This window comes from Burkholderia sp. HAN2018, from assembly GCF_024704855.1.
Classification (GTDB): Bacteria; Pseudomonadota; Gammaproteobacteria; order Burkholderiales; family Burkholderiaceae; genus Burkholderia; species Burkholderia cepacia.
Genome location: NZ_QOBB01000152.1, coordinates 1 through 18333, shown reverse-complemented (window position 1 = coordinate 18333; position 18333 = coordinate 1). Strand labels below are relative to the sequence as shown.

General features: G+C 66.4%; 18 protein-coding genes. 8 read left to right on the top strand and 10 right to left on the bottom strand.

Annotated elements, in window-relative coordinates:
• Positions 1-1185, top strand: a 1185-nt coding sequence (locus DPV74_RS28700; protein ID WP_162923160.1) for an FAD-binding oxidoreductase, incomplete at its 5' end; no start/stop codon positions are given.
• Positions 1186-1217: 32 nt separating this feature from the next.
• Positions 1218-1460, top strand: coding sequence for a hypothetical protein (locus tag DPV74_RS28695; protein ID WP_059697034.1), 243 nt, complete (start codon positions 1218-1220; stop codon positions 1458-1460).
• A gap of 100 nt (positions 1461-1560) precedes the next feature.
• Here DPV74_RS28695 and DPV74_RS28690 read toward each other — a convergent pair whose 3' ends face one another.
• From DPV74_RS28690 to DPV74_RS28675, 4 genes are all read right to left on the bottom strand, one after another.
• Positions 1561-2913, bottom strand: a complete 1353-nt coding sequence (locus DPV74_RS28690) for a TRAP transporter large permease (protein ID WP_027792027.1) — start codon at positions 2911-2913, stop codon at positions 1561-1563.
• A gap of 4 nt (positions 2914-2917) precedes the next feature.
• The gene (locus tag DPV74_RS28685) at positions 2918-3487 is read right to left on the bottom strand and encodes a TRAP transporter small permease (RefSeq protein WP_119338409.1); all 570 of its coding nucleotides are present in this window, start codon (positions 3485-3487) and stop codon (positions 2918-2920) included.
• The gene (locus tag DPV74_RS28680; RefSeq protein ID WP_048027553.1) at positions 3484-4470 is read right to left on the bottom strand and encodes a TRAP transporter substrate-binding protein; all 987 of its coding nucleotides are present in this window, start codon (positions 4468-4470) and stop codon (positions 3484-3486) included. Before DPV74_RS28680 ends, DPV74_RS28685 begins: the two co-directional genes overlap by 4 nt.
• Positions 4471-4929: 459 nt before the next feature.
• Entirely contained in the window at positions 4930-6021 is a 1092-nt protein-coding gene (locus DPV74_RS28675) for a helix-turn-helix transcriptional regulator (RefSeq protein ID WP_119338408.1), read from the bottom strand.
• A gap of 87 nt (positions 6022-6108) precedes the next feature.
• On the opposite strand from DPV74_RS28675, the gene DPV74_RS28670 reads away from it, so the two are divergent.
• Complete coding sequence (locus DPV74_RS28670; protein WP_257943097.1) at positions 6109-7560, top strand: histidinol-phosphate transaminase; 1452 nt, start codon at positions 6109-6111, stop codon at positions 7558-7560.
• Between the two features lie 63 nt (positions 7561-7623).
• Here DPV74_RS28670 and DPV74_RS28665 read toward each other — a convergent pair whose 3' ends face one another.
• Together DPV74_RS28665 and DPV74_RS28660 are read right to left on the bottom strand one after the other, a co-directional pair.
• Entirely contained in the window at positions 7624-7875 is a 252-nt protein-coding gene (locus DPV74_RS28665) for a hypothetical protein (protein ID WP_027792032.1), read from the bottom strand.
• Positions 7876-8650: 775 nt separating this feature from the next.
• Positions 8651-9139 (bottom strand): RidA family protein, encoded by a 489-nt coding sequence (locus DPV74_RS28660; protein ID WP_119338406.1) that lies wholly within the window; start codon positions 9137-9139, stop codon positions 8651-8653.
• A 280-nt stretch (positions 9140-9419) separates the two neighbouring features.
• Between DPV74_RS28660 and DPV74_RS28655 the strand changes: the two genes are divergently transcribed.
• Positions 9420-9719, top strand: coding sequence for an H-NS family nucleoid-associated regulatory protein (locus tag DPV74_RS28655; RefSeq protein WP_021160271.1), 300 nt, complete (start codon positions 9420-9422; stop codon positions 9717-9719).
• Between the two features lie 172 nt (positions 9720-9891).
• Here DPV74_RS28655 and DPV74_RS28650 read toward each other — a convergent pair whose 3' ends face one another.
• Both DPV74_RS28650 and DPV74_RS28640 read right to left on the bottom strand, forming a co-directional pair.
• Positions 9892-10224: a cupin domain-containing protein gene (locus DPV74_RS28650; protein WP_119338405.1), complete on the bottom strand. Its 333-nt coding sequence runs from the start codon at positions 10222-10224 to the stop codon at positions 9892-9894.
• Positions 10225-11067: 843 nt separating this feature from the next.
• Positions 11068-12138, bottom strand: a complete 1071-nt coding sequence (locus tag DPV74_RS28640; RefSeq protein WP_119338404.1) for a substrate-binding domain-containing protein — start codon at positions 12136-12138, stop codon at positions 11068-11070.
• A 248-nt stretch (positions 12139-12386) separates the two neighbouring features.
• Here DPV74_RS28640 and DPV74_RS28635 point away from each other — a divergent pair, with 248 nt between their 5' ends.
• Genes DPV74_RS28635 through DPV74_RS28620 form a run of 4 tightly spaced genes read left to right on the top strand, consistent with a single transcriptional unit; the run spans position 12387 to position 16927 of the window.
• On the top strand, positions 12387-13403 hold the full coding sequence (locus DPV74_RS28635; protein WP_027792041.1) for a sugar ABC transporter substrate-binding protein: 1017 nt from the start codon (positions 12387-12389) through the stop codon (positions 13401-13403).
• On the top strand, positions 13400-14950 hold the full coding sequence (locus DPV74_RS28630; RefSeq protein WP_027792042.1) for a sugar ABC transporter ATP-binding protein: 1551 nt from the start codon (positions 13400-13402) through the stop codon (positions 14948-14950). The genes DPV74_RS28635 and DPV74_RS28630 overlap by 4 nt, the downstream gene beginning before the upstream one ends.
• The gene (locus tag DPV74_RS28625; protein ID WP_059688743.1) at positions 14947-15975 is read left to right on the top strand and encodes an ABC transporter permease; all 1029 of its coding nucleotides are present in this window, start codon (positions 14947-14949) and stop codon (positions 15973-15975) included. Before DPV74_RS28630 ends, DPV74_RS28625 begins: the two co-directional genes overlap by 4 nt.
• Entirely contained in the window at positions 15968-16927 is a 960-nt protein-coding gene (locus tag DPV74_RS28620) for an ABC transporter permease (RefSeq protein ID WP_119338403.1), read from the top strand. The genes DPV74_RS28625 and DPV74_RS28620 overlap by 8 nt, the downstream gene beginning before the upstream one ends.
• 33 nt (positions 16928-16960) lie before the next feature.
• Here DPV74_RS28620 and DPV74_RS28615 read toward each other — a convergent pair whose 3' ends face one another.
• Together DPV74_RS28615 and DPV74_RS28610 are read right to left on the bottom strand one after the other, a co-directional pair.
• The gene (locus DPV74_RS28615; RefSeq protein WP_374708995.1) at positions 16961-18019 is read right to left on the bottom strand and encodes an ABC transporter permease; all 1059 of its coding nucleotides are present in this window, start codon (positions 18017-18019) and stop codon (positions 16961-16963) included.
• A 9-nt stretch (positions 18020-18028) separates the two neighbouring features.
• On the bottom strand, positions 18029-18333 hold a 305-nt coding region (locus tag DPV74_RS28610; protein WP_119338402.1), incomplete at its 5' end, for an ATP-binding cassette domain-containing protein.

The following is an 18333-nucleotide window of genomic DNA, read 5'->3' as shown; positions in this document are numbered from 1 at the left end:
GGGCTCGTCGGCGCCGCCGTGCCCGATCGCAGCGGCACGCAATGCGTGGTGTCGTTCGACCGGATGCGCGCCGTTCGCGCGTTCGACGCGGCGAATCGCAGCATCACGGTCGAGGCCGGCGCGCGGCTGTCCGACATCAACCGCGTGGCGGCCGACGCCGGCCTCTGCCTGCCGATCGACCTCGGCAGCGATCCGGCGGCCGGCGGCCTCGTCGGCGCCAACGCGGGCGGCAGCCGCCTGATCAAGTACGGCGACGTGCGCCGCAACGTGCTCGGCGTCGAAGTCGTGCTCGCCGACGCGGCGGGCACCGTGATCGACGCGCTCGCGCCGCTGCGCAAGCGCAACGCGGGTTTCGACGTCACGCAATGCTTCATCGGCGCGAACGGCGCCCACGGGCTCGTGACGGCCGTGTCGTTCGCGCTCGCGCCGCTCGAACGGTCGTCGTGTGCCGCGTTCGTCGCGTTTGCGTCGTACGACGCGGCGCTCGCCGGCCTGCTCGCGTTCGAGCGTGCGTTCGGCGAGATGCTGTCGGCGTTCGAATTCATGTCGGCCGCGGCCGTCGGCTGCGTCGCCGCCGCGTTTCCGGCGCTGCGCATTCCGTTTGAAGCCAACGCCGCCGCATGCTACGCGCTCGTCGAGATCGCGACCGGCATGCCGGGGCTCGACGGGCTGCTCGAGGAACGCACGATCGCGACGCTCGACACGCTGGCAGGCGAACGCGTGGTGCTCGACGCGGCCTGCGCGCCGGCCGAACGGTTCTGGCGGATCCGCGATGCACTGCCGGTCGCGGTTGCGCAGCACGGCATTCCGCTGTCGTTCGACGTGTCGTTTCCGCGCGGCGCGCTGGCCGCATTCGTCGCCGATGCCGAGCGATGGATCGCGGCGGCGCATCCGTCGCTGCGCTGTCACACGTTCGGTCATTTCGGCGACGGCGGCTGCCATCTCGTCGTGTCGATCCCCCACGCCAACGCGGAGCGCTACGGGCCGCTGCAGCAGGTGGCGCTGCGCGGCGCGCTGTACGAGCGCGTCGTGCGGGCCGGCGGCTGCTTCAGCGCGGAGCATGGCGTCGGGCCGGTCAACGTCGCGTATTACCGCAAGCACGTGCCGGCCGCGCAACGGGAACTCGCCGCCGCCGTCCAGCACGCCGTCGATCCGTTGGGGTTGATCGGGCGTGTGCGCTATTGATGCGCCGTTTCGCGGCGCCAGGGAGAAATCGCATGATGCTTCGACACCCGCCCGGCCCGGGTACGGCTTCCGAACCGGATACCGACCCGCCGCTCTCCGGCATTCCGGCCACGCTGCCCGACTCGGGGGCCGTGATCAACGTGCGGGGGGTGGCCTACGTGATCCCGCTGCCGCCCCGCGATCATGCGCGCCCGGCGCTGTGGCGAGAGCTGGCGGATCGGCGCGACGAACGGTCGGCCGATGGAAACGGCGAACCGGAGGCGCGGCAGGATTGAGCGGGCATGTGCGCTCCGGTGAATTGAAAGGGCACCGCGCAAACGAACGCGGCGCCGGACAACCTCGGTCGTCCGGCGCCGCGTCAGGCAACGCATACGGTCAGAACACCGCGTGTCCGCTGATCAAGCTGGGAAGCCAGGTCGAGAAGAACGGCATGTATGTGACGATGTTGATCGCACTGAAGATCGCGAGGTAATACGGCCACGCCATCTTCGTCGTCTCCCCGATCGACACGTTGCCGATCGCGCAGCCGACGAACTGCACCGAGCCGATCGGCGGATGCACGAGGCCGAGCGAGCAGTTCAGCAGCAGCATGATCCCGAACTGCACCGGCCCGACACCGCACGCCATCGCGATCGGCAGGAACAGCGGCGTCGTGATCAGGATGTGCGCGGCCATGTCGACGAACGTGCCGAGGAACACCTGGATGATGTTGATGTACAGCAGCATCAGCCACGGCGCGGCGGTCGACTGCTTCAGCAGCCCCTCGATCGCATCCGGAATCTCCAGGTACGACATCTGGAAGCGCAGCATGTTCGACACCGCGATCAGCAGCAGCACGACCCCCGTCGTGCGCGCCGCATGCGACAGCGCGCGGCGCAGCTTCTCGGCCGTCAGCGTGCGGTACACGACCGCTGTCAGCACGAGCGAGTACACGACGGCGATCGCGGCGGCTTCGGTCGCGGTCGCGATCCCCTTCGCGACGCACACGAGGATGATCGCGATCACCATCAACCCGGGCACCGCGCCGACGAAGCTGCGCAGCACCGCATACCAGCCGGGAAACGCAGGCAGCGCGGACGAACCGTCTTCGCGGCGCGGGTAGCCGTGGCGCACCGCCTGCCAGTACGCGGCGGCGAGCACGAAGCCCATCACCCACAACACCGGCAGCAGCCCGGAAAACAGCAGGTCGCCGATCGACACGCCGCTCACCGGCTGGCCGTGCAGCATCCCGGTGATGCCCTGCGCGGCGAACGCGTAGATGATCATGTTGGTCGACGTCGGCATCAGCGCGCCGGCGAGCGACGCATGCGTCGTCACGTTGACCGCGTACGCGGCGCTGTAGCCTTCGCGCTTCATCAGCGGAATCACCACGCCGCCCATCGCCGACGTATCGGCGGTCGGCGAGCCCGACACGCCGCCGAACAGCGTGCAGGCGACGACGTTCGCCATCCCGAGGCCGCCGCGGAAGTGGCCGACAGTCGCCTGCGCGAAGCGCAGGATCCGGTCCGCGATGCCGCCGTGCAGCATCAGTTCGCCGGAGAAGATGAAGAACGGCACCGCGAGAAACGAGAACGCATTCATCCCCGAGATCATCGCCTGCATCGCGGTCGCGATCGGCAGGCCTTCGACCATATAGGTCAGCACGCAGGCGATGCCGAGCGCGAACGACACGGGCACGCCGAGCACGAGGAAAATCAGAAAACTGACGGACAGGATCGCGAGTTCCATGGCGTTATTGCCCCGGCGAAGAACGACGAAGCGCGAGCAGGTGCTCGAGCGAGAAGAGGATGATGGCGATCGCGGCCGGCATCGCGATCAGGTAGCGCACGCCTTCGGGCAGCCCGATGATCGGAATGCGGTCGCCCATCGTCTCGGCGGCCATGCTGCCGCAGCCGGCCATGATCATGATCGCGAACGCGATCAGGCTCACGTGCTGGATCGCGATCACCACCGTGCGCGACCTGGGCGGCAGCCGGCGCACGAGCGAATCGAGGCCGATGTGACCACCGTCGCGCACCTTCATCGCCGCGCCGAACATCGCGATCACGATCACGAGCAGCAGCGCGATCGGCTCCACGAAATCCGGCGCGTTCTCGAACACGTAGCGCATCACGACCGCGTAGAACACCAGCACCGTCAGCACCGCGAGGCACGCCGACGCGATCACCGCCAGCACGCGGAACAGCACGTCGTTCACGCAGCGCAGGAGCGGCGCGACATGCGGCCGCGCAGGCCCCGCCCCGTCCGGGGCGGCCGCCCCGCCGGCGGTCGCGGCGCCGTTCAGGGAAGTGCGACGCGTCACTTGGTGGCCTCGATCTCGTCGACGATCTGCTTCATCTGCGGCGTCTTCTCGTACTTCGTCCACAGCGGCTGCATCGCCTTCACGAACGCCGCGCGATCGATCTGCGCGGCCGGCAGGACCTTCGCGCCGCCCTTCGTCACCGCCTGCTGCGCGGACGCCTCGCGCGCGGTCCACAGCTTCTGGTAGTACGGCACCGAATCGGCCGCGGCCTTCCTGATCGCCGCCTGCTCCTGCGGCGACAGCGTGTCCCAGACCTTCTTCGAGAACACCAGCACTTCCGGCGTCATCGCGTGCTGCGTCTCCGAGTAGTCGGGCGCCACTTCGTAGTGCTTGGTTTCCTCGTACGACGGCATGTTGTTTTCGGCCGCGTCGACGAGGCCCGTCTTCAGCCCCGTGTACACCTCGGCGAACGGCATCGGCGTCGGCGTGCCGCCCATCGCCTTGATCTCGTCGACCATCAGGTCGGACGGTTGCACACGCACCTTCAGCCCCTTCATGTCGGCCGGCGAGCGCACCGGGCGCTTCGCGTAGATCGAGCGCGCGCCGCTCTCGTAGAACGTCAGCGCGATCATCCCCTTCGCGGTGAACGCGTCCAGGATCTTCTGGCCGGCCGGGCCGTACATCGCCTTGCGGAAATGATCGACGTCGCGGAACAGGAACGGGAACGACGGGATCAGCGATTCCGGCACGATCTCGTTGAACGACGCACCGTTCACGCGCGCCATGTCGATCGCGCCGATCCGCACCTGGTCGACCGTGTCCTTCTCCGAGCCGAGCGCGCTGTTGCCGAACACCTTGATCGAATCCTTGCCGCCCGTCTGCTTCGACAGTTCGTCGCCCATGAACTTCACGGCCATGTTGGTCGGGAAGTTGTCGCCATGCACGTCCGCCGAGCGGAACACGCGCGCCTGGGCGGACATCGCGAAGCCGGCCAGCAGCGCAACGGCCAGGGCGGTACGGGAGCGGGTGAATCGGTGCTTCATCGTCAGTCTCCTTGATGGTTGTACTCGTTGTCGCGCGGCGATCGGCCGGCATGCGCACGCTTCGACGCCGTGCTCGCCGACCACAGAGTCATACGTCGTATGACGTGTTGACGCGAATGTACGTCGGTTAATCGTTTAACTCACTTGGTGCATACCCGTAGAACCGCATCCACGATGGGTTTGCAGCGAATTTCGGGGAATCGTATTCTCTGTTTAGATGGCTCTATGCGAAACGTTTTCCGGAAGCGGGTTCGCATTTGCGCCGAGCGGTTGGCGGATCGCCTCGACCGACAGGTGAAATCGATCGATTGCTTCGCTTTCGATTGTTGTAGGATGACTGATCTCGATACGTGTACGTCGGCGCAATGTCATGCGCACGCGCCGCCGGCGGCGCGATTCAGGAAGGAAAGAACGAGGGGGAAAACGTGCAACGACAGGCGCGCTCGCCTGCCGTTGCCGTCATGTCTGCATGACCAGCGACGTCAGTTGCGCCGCGCGCGCCACGGCCGTCTTTGCGTAGATCGACTTGATCTGCGTGCGGATCGTGCCGATCGACACGCCGCGCAGCCCCGCGCATTCCTGCGGCGACAGCCCGTCGCAGCACAGCAGCACGGCGAGATCGGCCTCGGCCGACGACAGCCCGTAGAACACGCGCAGCCGCTGCGCGCGGGCCGACGGCGAACGCAGGTCGGCGGCCGTCATCAGCGTCGCGACGCCCGGCCGCTCGCGCATCAGGCGCGACTGCTCGGGCACCGGCATCAACGCCAGCGGCAGCGGTTCGCCCGTCGCGCGCCGCAACAACAGCCCGCCGCGCGCGTACGCGTGCCGCCAATGCACATCGTCGACGCAGCCTTCCGGCGCGAAACGCCCGTTCACCACCCGCAACGCCGGCTCCGCCGCGATCAGCTGATCGGCCGCGCGATTCGTATAGCGCAATTCGCGCTGCGCGCCGAGCAGGAACACCGGCACCGGAATCGCATCAAGCGCCGATTCGGCCGCGGCCACACGCGCCTCGAGCTCGCCGATCCGCGCCTGGATCTGCAGCGCGCGGCTGATGTGCATTCCCATGTTTTCGATCGCGCGGCGCTGATCGTCGGACAGCCCCTGCGATTCGAGGCCGCCCTGGACGCTGAGGAATGCGCCCGAACCCTCGCTGCGATGGATGTACAGGCCCGAGATGCTGCCGATCCCAAAAGGGTGAAGGAACTCCCGATAGAACTCGCTGTGCGCGCGCTGGTGCGCGGACAGGTGCTTGACGTCCTCGAACCAGCGGCCCGCCGGCCAGTTGCCGGCGACCGGCACGACCGGGTCGTACCGATAGAACTCGGTGTTGTACGTGTGATAACACGCGGCGACCCATGACGCGTCGTCACCTGCCGCCTTCTCGATCGCCGGCACCCGCGCCGCGTCGTCGAACGACAGCAGCGTGACCATGCGCACGCCGACCCACGATCGCAGCCCGTCCAGCACCGTTTCCCAGCGTTGATCGCCCAGTGCCGCGGCATAGACGTCATCGATCCATGCCGATGGAATCAACCCGTTCATTTGCATCTGGCTACCCCGCGCCGTGCGTTTTTGTCGAACGTCTTCTGCGCATCTTAGTCAATTGACGCCAACGTTTGAATCACTCGTTCGCATTTGGTCGAAATACGACGTTTGTTACCGTTTATCGTCAGACGTAATGGGCGTTTTCCGGCGTTTCGGCTCAATCGAATCCGGCGCACGCAGGGTGGCGCGCTTTTCTTCCGGAGCGCGGTATGCCATGATGCGGCGCATGACGATTCGAATCACCACGCTCTCGCTGCACCATCACCACGGACGCCCCCTGTTGCGCCGTGGTTCGTTTCGCATCTAGCAATTGCATCGGGTGAATGCCCGATCAAGACGACAACCAAGGCGCCTGCGGCGCCTTTATTGTTTTTTGCCGCCTTAAAAACCTGCTGCGCCGATCAATCGATACCGTACGGAGTGTTTTCAATGCAACAGCCCTGGAAAGAAATCGCCTTGTCGGATTTGCCGCTGCGCGAGGACCTCAGGTTGCAGCACGCGTACGGGGCGCCGCAGCTCGACGTGCCGGTCTGCCTGAACGTCAACGAGAATCCCTATCCGCCGTCGCCCGCGCTCGTCGAGCGCATCGCGACCGCGGTGGCCGACGCCGCGCGAACGGCGAACCGCTATCCCGATCGCGACTTTGCCGAGCTGCGATCGCATCTGGCGGCGTATCTGACGCACGACACCGGCGTGACGGTCGACGCAGCGGGCATCTGGGCCGCCAACGGCTCGAATGAGGTGATCCAGCAGATCCTGCAGGCATTCGGCGGCCCGGGGCGATCGGCGCTGGCCTTTACGCCCGCGTATCCCATGTATGACGAATACTGCCGCACGACTTTCACGCGCCTCCATACGTTGCCGCGCACCGGGGATTTCGCGCTGGACGTGGATCAGGCGCTCGACGGTATCCGCGCGCACCAGCCGGGCGTGGTGCTGCTGACGTCGCCGAACAACCCGACCGGAACCGCGCTGCCGGTCGACGATATTCGCGCCATCCTCGACGTCGCGCCGGGCGTGGTCGTCGTCGACGAAGCCTATGCGGAGTTCCGGCGTCGCGGCGTACCCAGCGCGGTGACGCTGCTACCGGATCATCCGCGGCTCATCGTGACCCGCACGTTGAGCAAGGCATTCAAGTTCGCGGGCGGCCGCGTCGGGTATTGCGCGTGCGCGCCCGCGGTCGTGCAAGCGCTGAAGCTGGTTCGATTGCCCTACCACCTGTCGGCCTTCACCCAGGCGGCGGCCTGCGCGGCGCTGGTCGCGCGCGACGAGATGCTGTCGCAAGTCGAGACGATCAAGGCCGAACGCGATTCGACCGTCGGCTGGCTGCGCGGCCTCGGCCTCACGGTGGCCGATTCCGATGCGAACTTCGTGATGTTCGGCGAGTTTGCCGATCGGCACCGGATCTGGAGCGGCCTGCTGCGCCACGGCGTCCTGATTCGCGAATCGGGCCCGCCGGCGTATCTGCGCGTGTCCATCGGCACCGCTGCGGAGATGGCCGCATTCCGTGCGGCCCTGCTTGACGTGATGGCGGCCGGATAAGCGACCGGCCATCCGGTCGACGACGCGACGAAACACGTGCCGGCGCCGCATCCGACGATGTACTTACTTCATCGCCGCGAAGCGCATTTCCATCTCGTCGATCTTCGCGAGCACCGCTTCGCTGAGCTTTCTGATGTGGCGCGGCACATCGGGCGCCGACAGCAGCTCCTCGATTCGCCCGCGCCAGTAGCTCGGATGCCGCACACGCACCGCGCCCGACATCGACACATCGTCAGCGTTCTGTTCGCTGTCCAGGAGAGCCACCATTCTCTGGATGTGAGAGAGCTCTCGTTCCACATAGTCTCGTGCCAGCATATTGATTGAAATTCCCCGAAATACGACAGCAGGCCCTCCGTTATCAACGCGCCATCGTGCTGCGATGAAAGCGACTCACCGCACACATCGAACGCCATCGTAAGCAGAAGCTGTGTCAGTAGACTGCGTGGGCATGTGTTGATTTCGACTCGGAATGGCGGGCCTGCCCGCTTGTTCTGATGCCATCCGTCCCCGATGCCCTGTGGTCAATCGTAGGCTTACTGTCGGCCAATGGCATCTCCCAAAGTGGGGATGCCGTCCGATATTGACGGGGGGATTTCCGGAAATCGTGGGGCGTCGGGAGGCGTGCATGCGGCGGCCGGCCGGGGATGAATTCTCGATGGGCCGGCTACTTGAATGGCGTGCAGCCGGTGCACTGCCGCCGGGCAGGCAACGGGAGGATTTGCAGCGCGCATGAGCGTGGCCCGGGGTTCGTGTTCACGACGATTGCGGACGGGAACGTGTGACGTCCGTCGTATGCCGTGCGCGTCGACAACGTTTGCGCCTGCGTAACGCGCCATCGTGCGAGATTGTTTCGACACGGAGTGCGCGACGGCGCAGCCCACTTGCCCGGCTCGCCGCACGCATTCACATCGCCGGTATCGAACGCCGCCCGACGCTTCGTCAAATCCTTTTGATCGGGCAACCTGTCGAAGTCCTTCGGCGGGTGTTTTTTGGGGTATTGCAAGCGCTTGTCGGTAGTGACTCGCGTGTCGCGCGCGAATATCCGGATGTTTCGCGAAACGAACTACCCGCGAGATACAGCCCGTCGGAATCAGATACCGGCATTGCCCTGCTTCAACCCGAAAATGAAATCCGCTTCCACCGATGCGCCTTTGGGCAATTGCAGCACGCCGACCGATGTCCGCGTATGAACACCGGCGTCGCCAAGCACCGCATACAACACATCGGATGCGCCGTCGGCAACTTCGCTTTGCATCGTGAAGCCGGGTGCACTTCGCACATACACGGTCATGCGCGGCACCGTCGCTATTACGTCAAGCGTGCCGCAGCGCGTTCTGATCAGCGAGAGCGCACGGAGTGCCGATACACCGGCAGCCCGGCGACCTTCATCGAGCGAAATGGATTCCCCCACTATGCCAACGAAATGCACCACTTCGCCGATCCGTGGAATCTGGCCTGCAATATAGGCCGTATTCCCGTCGACCAGAACGGGTGTGTACTTTCCACCAATCCTGATTTCCTCGTCCGGATTGAAGTCGAATTCGGCGGCAATCTGAATCAGCTTCTCGTCTCTGTTCATCAGTGAATTCCCCGATACTTCATAAAAATGTAAAGAGTAGTTAAATCCCGATTGCTTGTCTTGAAGAAGAAAACCCGTGCAATCGGTCAACTTGACATGCTGGTGCCGTTAAAGATGCCCGGGTAATCCTCTACGTCTTCGTCAATACGACACACTTCTCAGGTGTTCGAAGCAGTCCTGCATCGCCATATTGACGACAAAACACGTAGTCGACGAATTTTCCTCAAAATTTTCCGTTGAAACCGCTATCATGTGAGTACTCAAACCTGAAGAGCGATACATGGCAACGTACAAGGAACTGAAAGCCCAAATGGAAGCTTTGGCCGAGAAAGCCGAAGCTGCACGTGCCGCGGAATTCCAGGCGATCGTCGACGACATCCGCACCAAGGTTGCGGAATTCGGCATTACCGAAAAGGACATTTTCGGTAACCGTCGCGGCCGTCCGGCCAAGCAAGCGGCCGCCCCCGTGCAGGCAAAGTATCGCGACCCGAAGACCGGGGCAACCTGGTCGGGCCGCGGTCGCGCACCCGCATGGATCAAGGACGCGAAGAATCGCAATCGATTCCTGATCCAGGAATAAGATTCTCGACGCGTACCGGCGCGCGGTTTTGCGCGCCGTCCTGCTATTTGGGCATCGATACCGGCGGTATCCAACGACCGCGCCGGGTTGATGAGGCTTTGTCTCATTCGGCGCGCGGCGGCATGCTGCGCGCCGGATCGAATTCGGCCTCGCCCTCGCAATATTTCCTGATTCAACGTTCGTAATAGATCGCAAGCCAGACGGTTTGCGTTTCTTCGTGCGTCCACGCTACACGATGGCGGCAATGCGGCTCGATCAGCACGTAGTCGCCGGGATGCATTTCATGGCGCATCGGGCCTTCTTCGAATTCGAGCACCGCCGCCCCCGACAACAGCACGACCCATTCGGCGCGTGCGTCGTCATACCAAAAACCGTCCGGGCTCGTGTGGCCCATCGATACGATTCGCTCGACGTTCAGACGCTGGCCCGTGACAAGGAGGTCGATTTTTTCGTCCTCCTCGCGCCGGCCATCGGCGGTGAACAGGTTGCCGGTTTGAAGTTGCATGGTTGGCCTCGTCGACGGTATTGGATGGGCGCCGGGGTTGACGGTGGCGGGAAATGTTCACTGTAGCCCAACGGATGTGATTGGAACCGGCTCGTTTCGCTGGAAGAAGACGATGGTGGTGCCTATTCCCTGATCGGCCGACAAGAGACGATCATCGTCCTTTTCTCAATGGCCGCTGTTGGGAGACATCGCGTCGAGCAGACGGCGGGTTTGGTTCGCGATCGTGTCGGAATCCTTGACCTTGCCAACCGCCGATGCGTTTTTACCGCTACACGAAAGCTCTTTCGAGTTCCTTTCCCTGACCGTCAAAACGAAAGAAGAGCGAAGCAGACAGCGAAAATTGATACTGCTTCCGAGTCGGCTGCACGCTTCGCCGCATCTTTCGATGCCGGCAATACGCTCGGCCGGTTCATCGCTGGATCGCGTCCGTCGGCCTGGCCGATACGTCGGCATCGAGGTTGACCATGCGCTTGAGACGGCGGAACAAACGGAGACCTGACCCAACGGCCGGCGAGCGGTCGTTTGCCGGCCGCAAGCGGCCATTGGCTCATCCAAAGCAAACGGCCGCTTCCCGTCGGGATGCGGCCGTTCCTGGCGGCAACTGTCACGTTACGCAAATCGTTGGGTTTAGCCAGTCGTTCAAGCCATTGGGTCGATCACGCGAGCCAGGTTTTGATAGATGCGGTCATTGGCACGCTGATCGCCGACACTGAACTTGCCGTGCGGTTCATCGGATGCGGGGGATCCGTTGGATTGCAGACGCCTGCCCGGAAAGGCGCACGAGAATCGCAGCCCGCCAGTGCTACGTATGGTCACGTACCGTAGGCAAGAAGCCACCACGCGTTAATCCGTCGCCGGAATCCATGATGCCGTCACCGCCTCGCTTGCGCGGAACGCGGGAAACTTCGCGCCGAGCTCCGCGATCGTGTGGATGTCGTTCTTCACGAGATCATCGCGCGTGATCAGCGTCGGCTTGACGACGATCCGCCGGCCCGGATCTTGCCCCGCGACGAGCAGCGCAGCGGCCCGCACCGACACCGCGCCGACGACTGCGGGATTCGTCGCGGCTGTCGCGACCCATGCGCTGCCGGGCGCGCGGATCGCCTCGATATCGGCGGTCGAAATGTCGGCGCTATAGATGCGCAACTTCGACGCCAGCTTCGCCTCGTCGGCCGCGAGCTTCGCACCGCGCGCGAATTCGTCGTAAGGTGCGAACACCACACGGATGTCGGGATGCGCGCGATAGGCGGCCGCGGCCTGGTTCGCGACCGATTGCGCGATCGGATTGTCGACGGTGCCCCAGCGCGCCTGCTCGCGCACCTTCGGATGCGCGCGCTTGAAGTCCCGCCACGCGGCGTCGCGCCGGTCGAGCGGCGCGAATCCGGCGACGTACACGTAGCCGGCCGAGAACGCATCGCCGTTGTCCTTCACCGCCTGGTCGAGCAGCAAGTTCGCGAGGTCGCGATCGCTCTGCTCGATCTGCGGCACCTTCGGGTTACCGAGGTCGACATCGAACGCGACGACCTTGATGCCCTTGTCCAGCGCGCGCTGCACGACGTCCTTCAGCGATTCGGGGAGCCCGTGGTTGACGATGATCGCCGACACACCGACGCTGATCGCCTGCTGGATCTGCTCGCGCTGCTCGGTTGCGTCCTGGCGGCCCTCGTAGATGCGCAGGTCGATACCGAGCGCCTTCGCCTGCTTCTGCGCGCCGGCCTCGTATGCCTGGAAGAAATCGCCGGTCGAGAGGTAGTTGACGAGCGCGACCTTCACTCCGCCCTTGTCGAACGGCGCGGGTGCGCCTTTGAGCGGGCCGGCATGCGAGGCGGGCACGGTCACCGCGGCAACGGACAGGAGCGCGAGCGCGCGGATCATCCGGACGGAGCGCAACGGACGGCGAAACGGGAATCGCATGCGGGTCTTCCTTGGCTGGTGTCGGTATCCGGAAAATCTATCAGTGCAGCGAACCGCTTCAAACCGAGCGATTCGGCAATCGATATTCCTTCGGATGGCAAATCGTTGAAGCCGACCGCGTCGCGCCTGGCACAAGCATTCGAGCACGCGCGTGATATGCGTAGCAGGAATCGATGGTTAGCGCGCGGGAGCGTTGTCATTAGAGTCGCAAAGTTCAGCTCCCTCTTTTTTCAGCGCCCATCGACGCCATGACCCGTCCCGCCCGAACCCGTCGCACCTTTGCCGCCGCCCTGCTGACCCTCGCCGCCGTCGCCGCGCTCTCCCCTGCCCGCGCGCAAAGCGATGCAGCGGCAAGTAACGCCGCCGTGCCGTCGCTGAAAGGCAAGCGCATCGGCATCACGGCGATCGGCACCGATCATTACTGGGACCTGAAGGCATACCAGGGTGCGATCGACGAAGTGAAGCGGCTCGGCGGAACGCCGATCGCACTCGACGCCGGCCGCAACGACAACCGCCAGATCGCGCAGATCCAGACGCTGATCGCGCAGAAGCCCGATGCGATCATCGAGCAGCTCGGCACGGCGAGCGTGCTCGAACCGTGGCTGCAAAAGATCCGGCAGGCCGGCATTCCGCTGTTCACGATCGACACGGCCTCGCCGTCGAGCCTCAACGTCACGACCTCGGACAACTTCTTCATCGGCGAGCAACTCGCGCTGAAGCTCGTCAACGACATCCACGGCGAAGGCAACATTCTCGTGTTCAACGGCTTCTACGGCGTGCCGGTGTGCGCGATCCGCTATGACCAGTTGAAGGCGGTGCTCAAGTACTACCCGAAGGTGAAGATCCTGCAGCCCGAGTTGCGCGACGTGATTCCGAACACCGTGCAGAGCGCGTATGCGCAGGTCAGCCAGTTGCTCGCGAAATACCCGAAGGGGCAGATCGCCGCGATCTGGGCCGCGTGGGACGTGCCGCAAGTCGGCGCGACGCAGGCCGTCGACGCCGCGCGCCGCAGCGAGATCAGGACCTATGCGGTGGACGGCAGCCCCGATGTCGTCGCGCTCGTGAAAGACCCGAAATCGAGCGCGGCGGCCGTGGTCGCGCAACAACCCGCGCTGATCGGCAAGACCGCGGTCGACAACGTCGCGCGCTACCTGGCCGGCGAGCGCACGCTGCCGCCCTATACGTATGTCCCGTCGCTGCTCGTCACGAAGGACAACGCCGGCTCGGCCCAGCAGACGCTCGGGCAGGCCGCCGCCCCGAAATGAGCGCCGACACGCGCCCGCCCGCGCTGGCGCTGCGCGGGATCGTCAAACACTTCGACGGCGTGCCGGCGCTGCGCGGCGCGTCGCTCGACGTCGCGCGCGGCACCGTGCACGGGCTGATCGGGCAGAACGGCGCCGGCAAGTCGACGCTGATCCGGATTCTCGCCGGCATCGACACCGCCGATGCCGGTACGATCGCGATCGACGGTGCGACACAGGCACTCGCACACCGCGCGCCGCCGGAGGGCATTGCGTTCATTCATCAGGAGCGTCTGCTGCCGGCGACTTTCACGGTCGCCGAGGCGCTGCAGTTCGGCAACGAACCGGCCTATGGCGCGGGGCCGCTCGGGCTGCTGGCGGCACGCCGGATGCGACGCGATGCCAGCGACGCGCTGCACGCGCATTTCGGCCTCGACCTGCCGCCGAACCGCCTGATTGCCGAGTTGAGCGTCGCCGAGCGGCAGATCGTGCAGATCACGCGCGCGCTGATGCGCGACCCGCGCATCCTCGTGCTCGACGAACCGACCGCCGCGCTCGTCAGCAGCGAGGTCGACCGCCTGCTGCAGACACTCGACCGGCTGCGGCGCCGCGGGCTGACGATCCTCTACGTGTCGCACTACCTGAACGAGATCGCGGCGATCTGCGATCGCGTCACCGTGCTGCGCGACGGCACCGACGTCGCGCACGTCGACGCACGGACCACGCCGACCGAGGCGCTCGTCGCGGCGATGATCGGCACCGGCATCGCCGCACGATCGCAAGCGCCGGTGCGCGTGCCCGGCCCGTCCGCGCTGCGGGTCGCCGGCCTCGCGGCGCCCGGCCGGTTCGACGACGTGTCGTTCGAGGTCCGGCGCGGCGAGATCGTCGGTGTCACGGGGCTGCTCGGATCCGGCGGAAAGCAGGTCGTGCGCAGCCTGTTCGGTCTCGAACGCGGCGTGCGCGGCACGGTCACGCTCGACGGCCGCGTGACGCGGCTGCGCAGCCCGCGCGACGCGGTGCGTCGCGGCATCGCGTTCGTGCCGGAGGACCGCCGCTCGCACGGCATCGCGCCGAGCCTGTCCGTGCGCGAGAACATCACGCTCGCGAGCCTTGCGCGCTTCACTCGATTCGGTCTGGTCGCGCGGCGCCGCGAGGACGACGCGGTGCAACGGCTGATCGCCGCGCTCGACGTGCGGGCGCCCGGCCCTGACGCGCCGGTGCGCCAGCTGTCCGGCGGCAACCAGCAGAAAGTCGCGCTCGCGAAATGGCTGAGCCGTGGCGCCGATCGCACGTCGCCGGTGTATCTCTTCGACGAGCCGACGGTGGGCGTCGATATCGGCGCCAAAGCGGAAATCTACCGGCTGCTCGATCGCCTCGCACGCGACGGCGCGGCGATCCTGCTGTTCTCGAGCGACCTGATCGAGCTGCTGGACGTCACCGATCGCGTGCTCGTGATGGCACGCGGCCGGATCGTGCGCGACGTCGCGACCCGCGACGCCACGCGCCACGATCTGCTCGCGTGGGCGACCGGCGCACGCGGCCACACGCCGCGGCAGGAGGTGGCCGCATGAACCGGATCCTCGATCGTGCGCCGCCCGGAGCGGCGTTCGCGCGGCTGCCGGGCACGTTCGGCGCGCAATTCTGGCTGCGCTGGGGCGCGGCACTGGCGTTCGCCGTCGTGTGTGCGGTGTTTGCCGCGAGTTCGCCGCTCTTTCTGACCGTCGCAAACCTCGCGAACGTGCTGCAGCAGTCGGCCGTGGTCGGCATCCTCGGGTTCGGGTTGACCGCCGTGCTGATCGGCGGCGGCCCCGATCCGATCCGCGGCGGTCTCGACCTGTCGGTCGCGGCGAACATGGGCCTCTGCGCAGCCGTGCAGGCCGTCGCGCTGCGCGACGGGGCGCCTGACGGCGCGGCGCTTGCGCTGATGCTGGCCACCGGCGCGGCGGTCGGTGCGCTCAATGCGTTCGCGGTGATCGCGCTGCGGATCGTCCCGCTGCTGGCCACGCTGACGACGATGAATCTGTGCGCCGGCTTCGAACTGGTGCTGACGCAGAACACGTCGGTCGCGGCGGCGAGCCCGGTGCTCGCCTTTCTGATCGACAGCGGCCCGTTCGACGTACCGCATCTCGCGCCCGCGTTGCTGATCGTCGCGCTGCTGTTCGGCGTGCTGCTGCACCGAACCCGCTTCGGCCTGCGGCTCGCCGCGACCGGTGCGCATCGCGATGCCGCCCGCGCGGCCGGGCTGCGCGTGAACGCGTATGTCGCGGCCAGCTACGTGCTGAGCGGCGTCTCCGCCGCGCTGGCCGCGCTTGCGTCGAGTGCCTTGCTGAGCGGCAGCTCGCCCGGCGCCGGCGAAAACCTGCTGGCCGTCGTCGCGGTCGCGCTGCTCGGCGTCGTGTTCTCGCGGCGGCTCGTGCCGACGATACCGGGCACGCTGCTCGCCGCGCTGTTCGTCGGCATCGTCGGCAACGGCTTCCAACTCGACAACGTGTCGAGCTACTGGGTCAACGGCGTCGAAGGCGCGCTGATCCTGTTCGTCGTCGCGACGACCGCGCTGATTCGGCGCCGCCATACGGAACACCATGCCCATGACTGAACGGATCGGCCGCCTGCAGCGGTTCTCGCTCGTGGCGGCACTGCTCGCGGTGATCGCCTTCTTCGCCGTGTTCGCACCGGGGTTCGCGCGGCCCGCCAATCTCGCCGACGTGCTGGTGAACAACTTCGCGCTGCTTGCGATCGCCGCGCTCGGGATGACGCTCGCGCTGTCGATCGGCGCGGTCGACCTGTCGCTGGGCACCGCGATCGACGTCGCGAGCCTCGTGTTCGTGCAGCTGGTCGCGCATCAGGTGGGCGTGCTGCCGGCCCTGCTCGGCGGCCTCGGTGCGGCGGTGCTGGTCGGCACGTTCAACGGCGCGCTGGTCGCCGGCCTCGGGATCGCACCGTTTCTCGCGACGCTCGGCACGCTGTTCATCGGCCAGACCGTCCAGCAGCTCGCCACCGGCGGCGGCCAGCCCGTCTACCTGCTGAACGTGGCGCTGCCGCCGCTGTTCGGCGCGCTCGCGCACGGTACGCTCGCGGGCGTGCCGGTGCCGCTGTGGTGCGTCGTCGTGCTCGCCGCGGCCGTGCATGTCGTGCTCGCGCATTCGGCGTTCGGGCGCTACAGCGCCGCGCTCGGCGCGCAGCCGGGCGTCGCGCGCCATTCGGGGCTGCCGGTCGCGGCGACCGTCGTGGCGACGTTCGTCGCGAGCGCGCTCGTCTACGGCGTGGTCGGCCTGCTGCTGTCGTCGACGGTCAAGGCCTATGTGCCGCAGGCCGGCAACGGCTTCCTGCTGAACGCGATCGGCGCGACCTTCATCGGCACGACGCTGTCGCCGACACGCCGTCCCGGCGTCGCCGGCACCCTGCTCGGCGTGCTGCTGATCAGCCTCGTCGCCAACGGGCTGCTGCTGATCGGCTGGAACTTCTACTGGCAGCAGGTCGCCACCGGCGCGCTGATCCTCGCGGTGCTCGCGCTGAGTTTCATGGGGCGGCGTGTACGCGCCGCGTGAGCCGCCGCACGCCGTGCCTCCCCGACACCGCGTTCAGGCGCGGGCGTCCGCGCGCCGGCCGATACCGAACGTGAACGCCAGCGCGAGCACCAGCAGCGCCCCTTTCACGAAATCCTGCAGGTAATACGGCGCATTGAGCATCGTCAGGCCGTTGAGCAGCACCCCGACGAACACGGCCCCGACCACGGTGCCGAACACGTTCGGCCGTTTCGCGCCCCACACCGCGTACCCGACCAGCGCGGCGGCCACCGCGTCGAGCAGCAGCGAGTGCCCGGCGCTGACGTCGCCGCGCCCGACGCGGGCAGCGATCAGCACGCCCCCCAATGCCGCAATCGCGCCCGATACGACATACGCCGCGACCCGGTAGCGCGCAGCAGGCGCACCGGCCAGCCGCGCGGCCGTCTCGTTGCCGCCGATCGCATAGATCACGCGGCCCCAGCGCGTCGCTTCCATCGCGATGCAAGCCAGCACCGTCACCGCCGCCAGTATCAGAACCGGCAACGGCACCACGTCGAACACACGCAGCCGCCCGAGCGCGAGAAACGCGTCGGGAAACGTGCCGCTCGCTTCCGTGCCGTCGGGCAGCACCGAACCGGTCGCGAGCGAACGGCCGCCGGTCGGAATCAACTGCAGGCCCGCGAGCAGGAACAGCGTGCCGAGCGTCGCAAGCTGGTCCGGCACGCGCAAGCGCGTGATCAGCACACCGTTGAACAGGCCGGCTGCCACACCGAGCGCCACGCACGCCGCCACCGCCGCGAACGCGCTGCCGTGCCAGACAACCAGTACGTAGCTGGCCGCCATCTGCGCGGATGCGGCGATGCTGCCCACCGACAAGTCGAAGCCGCCCGCCGCGAGCGTGATCGTCACACCGATCCCGAGCAGCGCGACGATCGACACCGCCTGCAGGATGCTGAACAGGTTGTCCACTTTCAGGAACGCGGGCTCGTTGACGGTAAAGACGACGACCAGCGCGGCGAGCACGAGCAGGATGCCGGTGCGTTCGAGGCCGGCGCGCAGGCGGGCCGACGCGGGTAGCGCCGGCCTGGTGGACGGCGCATCGGGTGCAACGGCAGGTGTGGCGGATTTCAGCATCGTCATGGATCAGTCCGACGGGTGGGAGGATGAATGATCGAGCATCGCGCGATCAAACCGGACGACTCGATCGGCGACTTCGACCGCTTCCTCGAGATCGCTGACGAACACGAGCGTCGCCCGTTCGTGCGCATGGCGCCGCAGCATGTCGACGATATCGGCGCGCGCACCGGCGTCGATGCCCTGGAACGGTTCGTCGAGCAGCAGCAGCCGCGCGGGTTCCGCGTGCCAGCGGGCGAGCACGACCTTCTGCTGGTTGCCACCGGACAGCCGCACGAGGCGGTCGTCGGGGCCCGTGCAGCGAATCCCGAAGC